The following is an 11,566-nucleotide window of genomic DNA, read 5'->3' as shown; positions in this document are numbered from 1 at the left end:
TCAATGTCAGAAGAAATGAACAATGAAATGGCGGAAGTGAAGTCATTTTCCGTCGGGGAAATCGTTACCGGAACGGTAACCAAAGTTGAAGAAAAACAAGCGTATGTTAACGTCGGATATAAAACGGACGGCGTGGTACCTATCAGTGAACTTTCGAGCCTGCATGTTGAAAAAGTAAGCGACGTGCTGTCAGAGGGAGACGAAATCCAGCTTAAGGTAACAAAAGCTTCAGACGATGAGCTCGTTTTATCAAAGCGTGCTGTAGCTGCTGAAAAAGCATGGGAAGACATGGAAGAGAAACTTCAGAACGGTGATACGTTCAATGCTGAAGTGGCAGATGTTGTTAAAGGAGGCCTCGTTGTTGACGTCGGTGTCCGCGGATTTATTCCGGCATCCCTCGTAGAGCGTCATTACGTTGAGGACTTCTCGGATTATAAGGGCAAATCTCTTCGCCTGAAGGTCGTTGAGATGGACCGTGAAAAGAATAAACTTATTTTGTCTCAAAGAGCTGTTCTAGACGCAGAAGCGCAAAATCGTAAGCGTTCCACACTGGAAAATATTCATGAAGGAGACGTCATTGAAGGAACTGTCCAGCGATTAACTGACTTCGGTGCTTTCGTGGATATCGGCGGCGTTGACGGCCTTGTTCATATTTCCCAGATGGCTCACCATCACGTGGACACACCTTCTGAAGTTGTCAGTGAAGGGGACCAGATTAAAGTTAAAGTTCTTGGAGTGGATCCGGATAACGAGCGTATTTCCTTATCCATTAAAGAAACGCTTCCGGGGCCATGGGAACAGATTGAAGGTAAAGTAAAGTCAGGGGACGTAGTAACCGGGACTGTTAAACGACTGGTTTCCTTTGGTGCATTTATTGAAATAGCACCGGGGGTTGAAGGCCTTGTTCACATTTCCCAGATTGCGAACCGTCACATAGGGACTCCTGGTGAAGTACTTGAAGAAGGACAGGAAGTCCAGGCGAAAGTACTTGACGTAAACATTAACGATAAGCGCATTTCACTCAGCATCCGCTCACTGGAAGAGGAAGCTGAAGTTAAGCAGAACAAAAAGGTGGAAAAGGAATATCAGAAAGAAGATGATTCCTCAGGCTTTTCTCTTGGTGATATGATTGGAGACCAATTAAAGAAATACAAATAATGACTGATTGAAGGTGACGTTGGATGAGCAGAGCGAAAAGAAAAGCAGATCATCTCAGAGGTGCACTGCAATCCGGACAGGCGGGAGAATCAGGCTTTGACGATATAACTTTTGTACACCAAAGCCTCCCGGATGTAAACACGTCCTCCATCCAACTTGAAACAGAAATCGGCGAACTGACTATCAGTTCGCCGATTTTTATCAATGCGATGACTGGTGGAGGCGGAAAAGCCACAGAAGTAATTAATGCTTCCCTTGCTGAAGCAGCAAGGGAACTTAACATTCCAATTGCGGTCGGCTCTCAAATGTCTGCTTTAAAAGACCCGGAGGAGCGCCGTACATATGAAACAGTCAGAAAAAACAATCCGGACGGTATTGTTATTGGAAATGTCGGCAGTGAAGCTTCAGTGGATCAAGCTCAGTCCTGTGTGGATATGCTTGAGGCAGATGCATTACAAATTCACCTGAATGTCATTCAGGAACTGGTCATGCCGGAGGGGGACAGAAATTTTGAAGGCGCACTCTCCCGTATAGAAACAATCTGTAAAGAAGTATCCGTTCCCGTTATTGTAAAAGAAGTGGGTTTTGGTACAAGCATGGAATCAGCAAGAAAGTTATCCGACGCAGGGGTATCGGTCATTGACGCAGGTGGTTTTGGCGGTACGAACTTTTCAATGATTGAGAACCAGCGAAGGAAAAAGGATATGTCATTTTTCAATGAGTGGGGTATTAAAACAGCAGCCTCTATAGCTGAAGTAAAATATGCATGCCCTGAAATCCCGGTGCTTTCATCAGGAGGCATTCGGACAGCTATGGATATAGCAAAATCCCTTGCCCTTGGAGCGAGTGCATGTGGAATGGCCGGGCGCATCCTTAAGTGGGTAAAAGACGGAGGGACGCAGGAGGTGTTAGATCAGGTAATCCATCTCCAGGAAGAACTAAGATGGATTATGACTGCTCTTGGAATCAATAACGTACATTCGTTTCAAAAAGTACCTTTTGTCATTTCGGGAGAGACCCACCACTGGCTTAAAGAACGGGGGATTGACACGAAACATTTCAGCATCCGTTGAAACACATTTTTAAAGAGGCCGGGACATAAAGAAAGTGTTTAGCTGATAATCCGAACAATGCACGAACGTAGCGGATGAAATATACGCAGACTCCTGCGGGATATAAAGCAAAGGTGAGACCCCGCAGTGCGTAGTACGCGGAGGCTCACCAGCTTCCCGCGGAAAGCGAAGTATATTTCAGGAGCGATTTATTTGCACCGCATATTATATGTTCGCGTTCTCGTTGACTAAAACACTTATGTCCCAGCCTCTTTCTTATCGTTCTCTCTGTCTTTTATTTGCGCTCTGAGCATTTTCAAGCTCTGCTGCTCCATCATAGTGAAGAGACTGATCACGGTCAGACTCTGTTCTTTTCGACTGTTTAAGTTTCTTCTCCTGTCTGTCTTTACCCAAGGAAAACACCTCCTTTTTTCATCCAGCGTATATTTTCCCCCTTTATCTGACGATTATGTAAATAAAGGAGGTGTGTTTTTGTGGATGGTTTTTGGTTTTTATGGTCTGCCTGGCTTACGGTACTGTATATTTCTTTTTTTTCGGACTCAAAACGTTCTTCTTTCCTATATGTATCCCTGGCATTATCAGTGATTATTTGTTCCGGGATAGTTGTGCCTGCACCCGGCGCAGCTGTCGGATGTTCAGCTGTTATATTACTGTTTACCGGGTACCTGCTTTTAACGCATCAGGCGAAAACGGATGTTTTCAGAACATTGGCTCTCAGCCTTTGTGCAGCACTTTTATACGGGTGGCTCGAGTTTGTTTATTTTTATGAACCTGTATGGATGCTTTTTTCCCACAAAACAACCTCTGTTGTCCTTATGTCCACTTTGCTTATTTTGACGGGAAGATCTTTACGTCTGCGTACTTCCGCATTATTTACCGGCTTCTTCCAGGGTCAGGTAGGATTTTGGTTTTATACGATTCTCACTGTAAGGCCCGGGGGAGGAATATATACAGTCGGGGGGATGGACCGCCTTGATATCCTGGGTCTTTGTTTTCTTTCTGCAGCTGGATTCTCTGCGTTTGAATGGGCAGCAGCACGCATAAGGGAGAAGGTGCTGCGCCAGGCAGGTGTCCCTTCTGTTGCAGGGAAAAAAGTCAACGCATAACCCCCGGGAAATCGTTAAGCAAGGTTTGTTAAGGCAGGATTCTTTTGATATAATGAGTTAGTTCATTCCAGCTGGCCCTTTCCAACGACAAGGAAGGGTTTTCTTTATGACATTTCAAACTATAACAACGACATTTTTTAAGAAAACACGTTTTAAAGGCTGTTTTCGCAAAGATTGCTGTCAGTCTTCACTCAGAAAGCCGAAGTGACCGGGGTATGGGCCGGGCAGGCTGGCCGTCACCTCTCCACAGGTGAAAGTGATTAAGCAGCAATAATACGAAAACAGCGTAATTAAATGATTACTTTTACCTGATACTTAAAGAATGAAGTAGAGAAAGCGAGGGGCTTTTATGCCTAAACCGGTAGTTGCTATTGTAGGACGTCCCAATGTAGGGAAATCCACAATTTTTAACCGAATAGTAGGAGAACGTATTGCGATTGTAGAAGATAAACCAGGAGTTACCCGTGACCGGATATATGGGAACGGAGAATGGCTGAACCATGAATTTCACCTGATCGACACAGGCGGGATCGAAATGACTGACGAACCGCTTCTTACCCAGATGCGTTATCAGGCGGAACTGGCAATAGAAGAGGCCGATGTTATTATCTTTGTTGTAAACGGACGTGATGGGATTACAGGAGCTGACGAAGAAGTATCCCAGCTTCTGTTCCGCTCGAAAAAGCCGATAGTCCTTGGTGTTAACAAAATGGACGATCCGACACTCCATGAAAAGATGTACGAATTTTACAGCCTGGGAATAGGTGATCCTGTTGCTATATCCGGATCTCACGGTCTTGGACTTGGAGATCTGCTTGATGAAGTAACCGGCAGGTTTGGGAATATTGCAGAAGATGATTATGATGATGATACGGTCAGAATCAGCTTAATCGGACGTCCGAACGTCGGGAAGAGTTCTCTTGTTAATGCTATGCTTGGTGAAGAGCGGGTTATTGTAAGTGACATTCCAGGAACTACGAGAGATGCGATCGATACTCCCTTTGAAAGAGACGGCAAAGATTATGTAATTATTGATACTGCTGGAATGCGTAAAAAGGGAAAAGTGTATGAGACCACTGAAAAATACAGTGTAATCAGGGCGATGAGAGCGATAGAGAGATCTGACGTTGTTTTGATGGTTATAAATGCGGAAGAAGGCCTTATTGAACAGGACAAGCGTATCGCAGGCTATGCTCATGAAGAGGGGCGTGCTGTTATCATCGTCGTCAACAAATGGGATGTACTTGAAAAAGACGATAAGACTATGAGGGACTTTGAACAAAAGATCAGAGATGAGTTTTTGTTTATGGACTATGCTCCTATTTTGTTTGTATCTGCAAAAACAAAACAAAGACTTCATAAGGTGCTTCCCCTTGTTGAAGAAGTGAGCGAGTCTCACAATCAGCGCGTTCCTACCAATGTATTGAATGACCTGATTGTCGATGCAGTTACAATGAACCCGACTCCGACGGATCACGGTGGAAGAAGACTTAGAATCAATTATGCCACCCAGGTAGCTGTTGCACCTCCGACATTTGTTCTGTTTGTCAATGACCCTGAGCTTCTCCACTTCTCCTACCGGCGCTATCTGGAGAATAAAATCCGGGACACATTTGATTTCATGGGCACCCCTATCCGAATTTATGCAAGAAAGAAAAATGATTAACATCAGCCTGATTTAATGCTGACCTTCATCTGCTCTTAATGTGAACTGAATTATACTGGGCTGTGTATAGACAGGCCTCCGGAATGCTTCCCAGGGAACAGATAATAACATAAGCGTAATTCCTGAACCGGAACAGGCGGTAAATCCTCCGCCTGTTGCATTTTGGGTAACTCATCAATACATAAATATAAATTGAAGTGGGGGGTTGGGATGTATTTTATCATTTCTGTCATTGTGGCTTACTTGCTTGGTTCGATTAGTTTCAGTGTAATTATTGCAAGAAAAATCATGCAGGTGGACATCCGCCAGCACGGGAGCGGCAATGCAGGTGCCACAAATACTCTTCGGGTACTTGGGGTGGGGCCTGCCATCGTTGTGCTTTTACTTGACTGTCTTAAAGGAATAATCGCCGTTTTGGGAGCACTTTATTTTACCGGCGGGGATGCATTTATTGCCAGTGCAGCCGGTCTTGCTGCTATTGCCGGTCACAACTGGCCTGTTTATTACGGGTTTCGAGGAGGCAAAGGTGTTGCCACAACAATCGGCGTTTTAGCCAGCCTTGTTTTTCTGCCTGCATTACTGGCAGGTGCAATTGCTATTTTAAGTATTATCTTTACCCGTTTTGTTTCTCTTGGCTCTTTACTTTTTATTTCGGGTACGACCATTATCGTGTTTATTTTCAGTCTTACCGGCTCTTATTCAAGTGATTATTTATATTTTTTGATTGTCATTACTGTTTTATCATTCTGGAGGCACCGCACTAATATTGAAAGACTGATAAAGGGGACGGAAAGTAAAATCGGACAAAAAGCAACCGCGAATTGAAAGGGGTAATCCAATGCCATCAATTACAGTCCTTGGAGCAGGAAGCTGGGGAACTGCTCTCTCCGTTGTATTAGCAGACAATAATCACCAGGTAACATTGTGGGGGCGTTCAGCCGATTCAGCACGTGAAATAAATGAAAATCACACTAATGTAAAATACTTACCGGGTGTTTTGCTCCCTGAAACCATCCGGGCGACGAATGATCTTCAAGAAGCCTTAAAAGGCAGTGACACCATTCTGCTGGTCGTTCCAACTAAAGCCATGAGGGATATTCTTAAGGATATCAAATCAAACCTTGAGCGCCCTGTAACCTTTGTGCATGCCAGCAAAGGGATTGAGCCAGAAACATATCTTAGGGTTTCTGAAATAATAGAAGAGGAAATACCCGAAAACCTCAGGAAGGCAGTTGTAGTCCTTTCAGGGCCATCACATGCGGAAGAAGTAAGTACAAGACAGCCGACAACAGTTACGAGCTCATCCGTGAATATGAAGGCTGCTGAATTTGTTCAGGATTTGTTTATGAATACAAACTTCAGAGTTTATACGAATCCCGACCTCATTGGGGTTGAAATCGGAGGTTCTCTGAAAAACATCATTGCCCTTGGCGCCGGAATGACCAGTGGACTTGGTTACGGAGATAATGCAAAGGCAGCTCTTATGACCAGAGGACTGGCTGAAATTGCACGCCTTGGAATGAAACTCGGTGCCAACCCGATGACTTTTGCGGGTCTTTCAGGTCTTGGAGACCTTATCGTAACCTGTACAAGCGTCCACAGCAGAAACTGGCGTGCCGGGAATATGATCGGAAAAGGCAGGACTGTTCCCGAAGTCCTTGAGGAGATGGGAATGGTTGTAGAAGGCATCCGCACCACAAAAGCAGCCTACCAGCTCGCTTCACTTGAAAAAGTGGACATGCCGATTACAAGCGGGCTATACGATGTATTGTTCAATGGTAAAGAGCCAGAGGCTGCAGTTGAGGAACTGATGGGCCGGGTTAAAAAGCATGAAGTAGAAGATTTGAAATTAGGGGAAACAGACCCACTGAATGATATGGAACCATAAGTTACACGAGGCCACTGAAAAAGTACAGACCAACTTTTCCAGTGGCTTTTATTTATGTGGCAATGGCTCCACCGGTTGCTCGCCTGTTAAGAGAAACCCACTCATAACAGGCTTTTAAGACCTGCAACCGTTCCGCTCATTGCTTAGAAGGCACTTGAAAAAGTTAAAGACCAAACTTTTACAGTGCCTTCTTACACTCACAGGAAGCCCTCCGGTGCATATGATATGTTGATATCAATCACGGGGAGGGTTTTTACATTGGACGAAAAGAAAAATATCTTTGGTGAGATTGAGAAAAAGACAAATGTGAACCAGCAGGATTTGTTAAAACTTGCCCAGTCTGCAAGTAAAACAGATTTGAAAAGTGAACAGAACGTCCGACAGCTGATTCAGCAGGTTGCCCTTGTAGCAGGGGTTTCTGTTAATAAAAAGAAAGAAGACGAGTTGGTTAAAGCAATTGTAGCCAATAACGTGCCAATGGACTTTGGGACACTTTCAAAAATGTTTCAGAAAAACAACGGTAAATAGGCAATCGCGCGCGCGAACCTTTTTCTTCGGCATATACTGAAACCGAGGTAGCGTCAAAATCGGGCTGTTAGATTTGGCGGTGTTTAGTCATAAAAGTTGAAGGAAGGAGCCCCCTTTTCTTCAACTTTTTTTGTTGTTTAGGAATTTCTACTTCTCTATATGTGGATAACTTCAGAGGAAACTACTCCACGTCCAGCTCCAGCACCCGAGCTTGAGGTCATTTCATTCCATCTGCTTAAGCCTGCATAGCGGCATCAATCTGAAAGCCTCCCTGAAATGCTTGCACTAAAATATAAGGGCAACTAAGACTTTCGCCAAGACTGGCGATAAGCCAGTTTTCTTTATCCTTCGTGATCAAGGCGATTGCGCTTTTGTTCTTGCCGGTTTGCAGACAAAAGAAAAGATGACAGAAAGACAGTGCAGGTAAAACAGCGTTCCCTTGAAAAAGGACAAGCTGTAAAAGACCACGCTTTATGAACAAAAAGTGAATTCTTTCCTTTTAATTGCCCGTAAGTACAGCTTTTGCAGCTTCTGTGCTATAATGATCGGGGAAAATAACAGGATTATGTTCGATTTTGGAGGAATTTTTATGGATGATGGTTTAACGAAAATGTGGGTAAGCTTTTTTGCTATGGGACTGATGTTCGTCTCGGTTATTATGACGATTGTATCCCGGGAAAAGCTTAAAGGCTGGGTCCAGAGAGTGTTTTTGACAATCAGCTTTATTTGTATGATAGTAGCGGGCTTTATTATTTTTGTTGTTGTATTTACAGGCCCTGTACCTGAATAACGACACTACCAAGAGGGGTTATTTTAATGAAGAAAATGACAGCAGTTATGGCCCTCCTGTTATCGGCATTCATTCTGTCCGGGTGCTTGTTTCCGGACGACCAGCGTGCAGAAAACCAGGTGCCGTATGATGACCAGATTCAAAGCGTTCAAACAGCTGTTAATCAATACAGGGAAGACACGCAGGTGCTTCCGATTCAAACGAGAGACAATGAAGTTTCGGTATTTATGAGATACCCGGTGAATTTCAGATCACTGGTTCCCTCCTACTTGCAAAACGCCCCGGGTAACTCTTTTGAAAACGGCGGAACGTTTCAATATGTACTGACGAATGTGGAAGAACAGGCGGAAGTTAAGCTGGTAGATTTAAGGAGCTCCCGCAAACTGCAGGAGATTAACCGCCGGATTGATTCCTACCGTTCTCAAAACCGCTATGCTCCTGTTGAAGGCCAGGCGGGGCCCGGTGTACTGGAGCTTGATTATGAGGCACTGCGGTACAATGAGCCCGCAACAGTGAGAAGTCCGTTTCACCCGGATCATCTTCTTCCAGTTCATATGGCAACGAACGGTGAACTTGTTATTGATTACAGCATTGATATTTTATATTACATTGAAGAATATGGTATGGGAGACTTCTCTGAAGGAGATGATCTCAGGTGGCTTCTTGTGGAGCATGCACCTTTTGTACCGGCCCATTCCAAACCAATGACCATCGAAGACGGAGAGGTTGTATTTAAATCCTCATCCGGCGAAACAGAGTAACAGGCCAAACTGAATAAATGTTCTATAATGCTTCCCTTTCCAATATAGTAACTAAAAGAAAGGGAAGCTTTTTTATGCTTAAAGCAAGGCAATATGCCTGTAAAGAGTATGGATTACTTCTGCTTGCTTCAGGCTGGAACTTCTATATGGTGAGAATAATCCTGCAATGTGCGCCTCCCTTCTAAATCGGTTTTTCATTCGTATAAGTGGGTGATGCTATTTGAATGATCAGTAATGAAAAGGGCTTTGTAAACTGCTTGTCATATTTAACAGGCAAGAACATAAGTATATAGTGTCATCACCTTGAATCGTATGCAGAAGCTGTCAACATAAAATCGATCGGGAGGGGATCGTGTGGAGAAATTCGATATTTTCAGAGATATCGCTGAACGGACTGGTGGCGATATTTATCTCGGCGTCGTAGGATCTGTACGAACAGGGAAATCGACGTTTATTAAAAAGTTTATGGAGCTTGCTGTCATTCCGAATATCGGGACAGAAGCAGACCGCGCCAGGGCACAGGATGAGCTGCCTCAAAGTGCTGCCGGAAAGCAGATTATGACTACTGAACCGAAATTTGTACCGAATCAGGCAGTGTCTATTCATGTTGATGAAGGCCTCGATGTAAACGTGCGCGTTGTAGACTGCGTAGGGTATGCCGTACCTGGAGCAAAAGGGTATGAGGATGAGAACGGACCGAGGATGATTCATACACCTTGGTATGAAGATCCAATCCCATTTCATGAAGCTGCTGAAATCGGCACAAGAAAAGTTATTCAGGAACATTCAACACTTGGAGTTGTCGTAACAACTGACGGATCTATCGGAGAGATCCCGCGCCACGATTATGTAGAGTCCGAGCAGCGTGTTATAGAAGAGTTAAAGGAAGTCGGTAAGCCGTTTATTGTGATCGTAAACAGCGTTCATCCTCACCATCCAGTAACAGAAGACCTCAGGCAGTCGATTGAAAACGAGCACGATGTGCCTGTTCTTTCGATGAGTATTGAGAGTATGACAGAACAGGATATCAATGCCGTCATGAGGGAAGTACTGTTTGAGTTTCCTGTTCATGAAGTTAATGTGAACCTGCCGAGCTGGGTGATGGTGCTGAAAGAAGAACACTGGCTTCGGGAAAATTACGAATCAGCCGTAAGAGAAACGGTTAAAGACATTAAGAGACTCCGCGATGTGGACCGGGTAGTCGGAAACTTTGTTGATTATGAGTTTGTGGACCGGGCACAACTGGCGGGAATCGAGATGGGGCAGGGCGTTGCAGAAATTGATCTCCATGCACCGGATGACCTTTATGATCAGATTCTTAAAGAAGTGGTAGGTGTGGAGATCCGCGGGAAAGACCACCTTCTCGAGTTAATGCAGGATTTTGCTTTTGCGAAAGCGGAGTATGATCAGGTGTCCGATGCCCTTAGAATGGTTAAACAGACAGGGTACGGCATTGCAGCTCCTTCACTAAGTGATATGAGTCTGGATGAGCCTGAAATTATCAGACAGGGCTCCCGGTTTGGTGTGAGGCTTAAAGCAGTAGCACCGTCGATTCATATGATCAAAGTTGATGTTGAATCAGAGTTTGCACCGATTATCGGAACGGAAAAACAAAGTGAAGAACTCGTCCGGTACCTGATGCAGGACTTTGAAGAAAATCCTTTATCAATCTGGAATTCAGATATCTTCGGTAGATCTCTTAATTCCATCGTGAGGGAAGGTATTTCTGCAAAACTCTCCCTCATGCCAGAAAATGCAAGGTATAAACTGAAAGAAACCCTTGAGCGCATCATTAACGAAGGGTCAGGCGGCCTTATTGCCATCATCTTATAACTCTCCCTGGCGGAGGGTTATTTTTTTGTCTGGCTGTTTTCAGGGGCTTTCTTGAACTAGTGAAGGGTCCACCGCTTTCCCAGGGGGTCACTTCAGACTCTGACTGCCTGCATACAGGGGCGAATATTAATATCAAATTATAAAAGAGAGAATTGATTTTAATAAAAAATTGACTAAGTGACGGATTTATGATAAAAATTCTATAAGAACGTTGATATATCAACGCTTACCGGTGATGCCGCCAATTCAGCCATTATTTTTGATTTTTTTTACATATCAGACAGAAAAGTCTTAAAAATGCAGGTGAATCCGCAAAATATGTTGAATTCTTCCGCGCTTTCGTTTAACATTAGCCTTGTTATCCACTAAAAAGTCGGTTAACGAGTATAAAACTCTTATTTTTGTGCAAGAAAAGAAATAACAAGTCTATTGGGAGGAGGTGAATGGTATGAACAAGACGGAACTAATCAATGCGGTATCTGAGAAAACTGAGCTTTCTAAAAAAGATGCAACAAACGCAGTAGATGCGGTTTTTGATGTAATCACTGGTTCTCTTCAAAATGCTGAGAAAGTACAATTGATCGGCTTTGGTAACTTTGAAGTACGTGAGCGCGCTGCCCGTAAAGGACGCAACCCGCAAACAGGTGAAGAAATCGAAATTCCTGCAAGCAACGTACCAGCCTTTAAGCCTGGTAAAGCCCTTAAAGACGCAGTTAAATAATACATAAGGGGCTTGCATAGAGAAGAATCGCACTTTTTGCGG

13 protein-coding genes are annotated in these 11,566 nt (G+C 44.1%); 11 read left to right on the top strand and 2 right to left on the bottom strand.

Features of this window, described 5'->3' with window-relative positions; genetic code table 11:
• Positions 1-3: 3 nt before the first annotated feature.
• Both rpsA and fni read left to right on the top strand, forming a co-directional pair.
• On the top strand, positions 4-1,158 hold the full coding sequence (rpsA, locus tag JSY36_RS02790) for a 30S ribosomal protein S1 (protein ID WP_122896646.1): 1,155 nt from the start codon (positions 4-6) through the stop codon (positions 1,156-1,158).
• A gap of 23 nt (positions 1,159-1,181) precedes the next feature.
• Positions 1,182-2,231, top strand: a complete 1,050-nt coding sequence (fni, locus tag JSY36_RS02785; RefSeq protein WP_205165131.1) for a type 2 isopentenyl-diphosphate Delta-isomerase — start codon at positions 1,182-1,184, stop codon at positions 2,229-2,231.
• A gap of 255 nt (positions 2,232-2,486) precedes the next feature.
• Here the strand turns inward: fni and JSY36_RS02780 are convergent, their stop codons facing one another.
• Positions 2,487-2,624, bottom strand: a complete 138-nt coding sequence (locus JSY36_RS02780) for a YpzI family protein (protein ID WP_205165130.1) — start codon at positions 2,622-2,624, stop codon at positions 2,487-2,489.
• Between the two features lie 80 nt (positions 2,625-2,704).
• On the opposite strand from JSY36_RS02780, the gene JSY36_RS02775 reads away from it, so the two are divergent.
• The 5 genes from JSY36_RS02775 (at position 2,705) to JSY36_RS02755 (ending at position 7,419) form a co-directional block, all read left to right on the top strand.
• Positions 2,705-3,337 carry a YphA family membrane protein gene (locus tag JSY36_RS02775; protein WP_205165129.1) on the top strand — a complete coding sequence of 211 codons (633 nt, stop codon included), beginning with the start codon at positions 2,705-2,707 and terminating at the stop codon, positions 3,335-3,337.
• Positions 3,338-3,686: 349 nt separating this feature from the next.
• Positions 3,687-5,003 (top strand): ribosome biogenesis GTPase Der, encoded by a 1,317-nt coding sequence (der, locus tag JSY36_RS02770; protein WP_122896650.1) that lies wholly within the window; start codon positions 3,687-3,689, stop codon positions 5,001-5,003.
• Between the two features lie 210 nt (positions 5,004-5,213).
• Positions 5,214-5,828, top strand: a complete 615-nt coding sequence (plsY, locus tag JSY36_RS02765; RefSeq protein WP_122896651.1) for a glycerol-3-phosphate 1-O-acyltransferase PlsY — start codon at positions 5,214-5,216, stop codon at positions 5,826-5,828.
• Between the two features lie 13 nt (positions 5,829-5,841).
• Positions 5,842-6,891 (top strand): NAD(P)H-dependent glycerol-3-phosphate dehydrogenase, encoded by a 1,050-nt coding sequence (locus JSY36_RS02760; RefSeq protein WP_205165128.1) that lies wholly within the window; start codon positions 5,842-5,844, stop codon positions 6,889-6,891.
• 258 nt (positions 6,892-7,149) lie between these two features.
• Positions 7,150-7,419, top strand: coding sequence for a stage VI sporulation protein F (locus tag JSY36_RS02755; RefSeq protein WP_236784404.1), 270 nt, complete (start codon positions 7,150-7,152; stop codon positions 7,417-7,419).
• Between the two features lie 235 nt (positions 7,420-7,654).
• On the opposite strand, the gene JSY36_RS02750 is transcribed toward JSY36_RS02755, so the two are convergent.
• Positions 7,655-7,900: a hypothetical protein gene (locus JSY36_RS02750; protein ID WP_205165126.1), complete on the bottom strand. Its 246-nt coding sequence runs from the start codon at positions 7,898-7,900 to the stop codon at positions 7,655-7,657.
• A 108-nt stretch (positions 7,901-8,008) separates the two neighbouring features.
• On the opposite strand from JSY36_RS02750, the gene JSY36_RS02745 reads away from it, so the two are divergent.
• The 4 genes from JSY36_RS02745 to JSY36_RS02730 all read left to right on the top strand — a co-directional run bounded on the left by JSY36_RS02745 (position 8,009) and on the right by JSY36_RS02730 (position 11,524).
• Positions 8,009-8,209 (top strand): DUF2768 domain-containing protein, encoded by a 201-nt coding sequence (locus tag JSY36_RS02745; RefSeq protein WP_122896655.1) that lies wholly within the window; start codon positions 8,009-8,011, stop codon positions 8,207-8,209.
• Between the two features lie 26 nt (positions 8,210-8,235).
• Positions 8,236-8,970, top strand: a complete 735-nt coding sequence (locus tag JSY36_RS02740; RefSeq protein WP_122896656.1) for a hypothetical protein — start codon at positions 8,236-8,238, stop codon at positions 8,968-8,970.
• Positions 8,971-9,324: 354 nt separating this feature from the next.
• Positions 9,325-10,803, top strand: a complete 1,479-nt coding sequence (spoIVA, locus tag JSY36_RS02735) for a stage IV sporulation protein A (protein WP_122896657.1) — start codon at positions 9,325-9,327, stop codon at positions 10,801-10,803.
• A 448-nt stretch (positions 10,804-11,251) separates the two neighbouring features.
• On the top strand, positions 11,252-11,524 hold the full coding sequence (locus JSY36_RS02730; RefSeq protein ID WP_122896658.1) for an HU family DNA-binding protein: 273 nt from the start codon (positions 11,252-11,254) through the stop codon (positions 11,522-11,524).
• Positions 11,525-11,566: the final 42 nt, after the last annotated feature.

This window comes from Alteribacter salitolerans, from assembly GCF_016901055.1.
In the GTDB taxonomy this organism is placed as follows: Bacteria; Bacillota; Bacilli; order Bacillales; family Salisediminibacteriaceae; genus Alteribacter; species Alteribacter keqinensis.
The sequence above is the reverse complement of the archived record's forward strand: the minus strand, read 5'-3'. Positions and strand labels throughout refer to the sequence as shown.

Bases quoted from the DNA above. Each gene is read 5' to 3' on its own strand.
- JSY36_RS02745 (WP_122896655.1), top strand. From the start codon at position 8,009: ATGGATGATGGTTTAACGAAAATGTGGGTAAGCTTTTTTGCTATGGGA.
- der (WP_122896650.1), top strand. From the start codon at position 3,687: ATGCCTAAACCGGTAGTTGCTATTGTAGGACGTCCCAATGTAGGGAAA.
- rpsA (WP_122896646.1), top strand. From the start codon at position 4: ATGTCAGAAGAAATGAACAATGAAATGGCGGAAGTGAAGTCATTTTCC.
- JSY36_RS02730 (WP_122896658.1), top strand. From the start codon at position 11,252: ATGAACAAGACGGAACTAATCAATGCGGTATCTGAGAAAACTGAGCTT.
- JSY36_RS02760 (WP_205165128.1), top strand. From the start codon at position 5,842: ATGCCATCAATTACAGTCCTTGGAGCAGGAAGCTGGGGAACTGCTCTC.
- JSY36_RS02740 (WP_122896656.1), top strand. From the start codon at position 8,236: ATGAAGAAAATGACAGCAGTTATGGCCCTCCTGTTATCGGCATTCATT.
- plsY (WP_122896651.1), top strand. From the start codon at position 5,214: ATGTATTTTATCATTTCTGTCATTGTGGCTTACTTGCTTGGTTCGATT.
- fni (WP_205165131.1), top strand. From the start codon at position 1,182: ATGAGCAGAGCGAAAAGAAAAGCAGATCATCTCAGAGGTGCACTGCAA.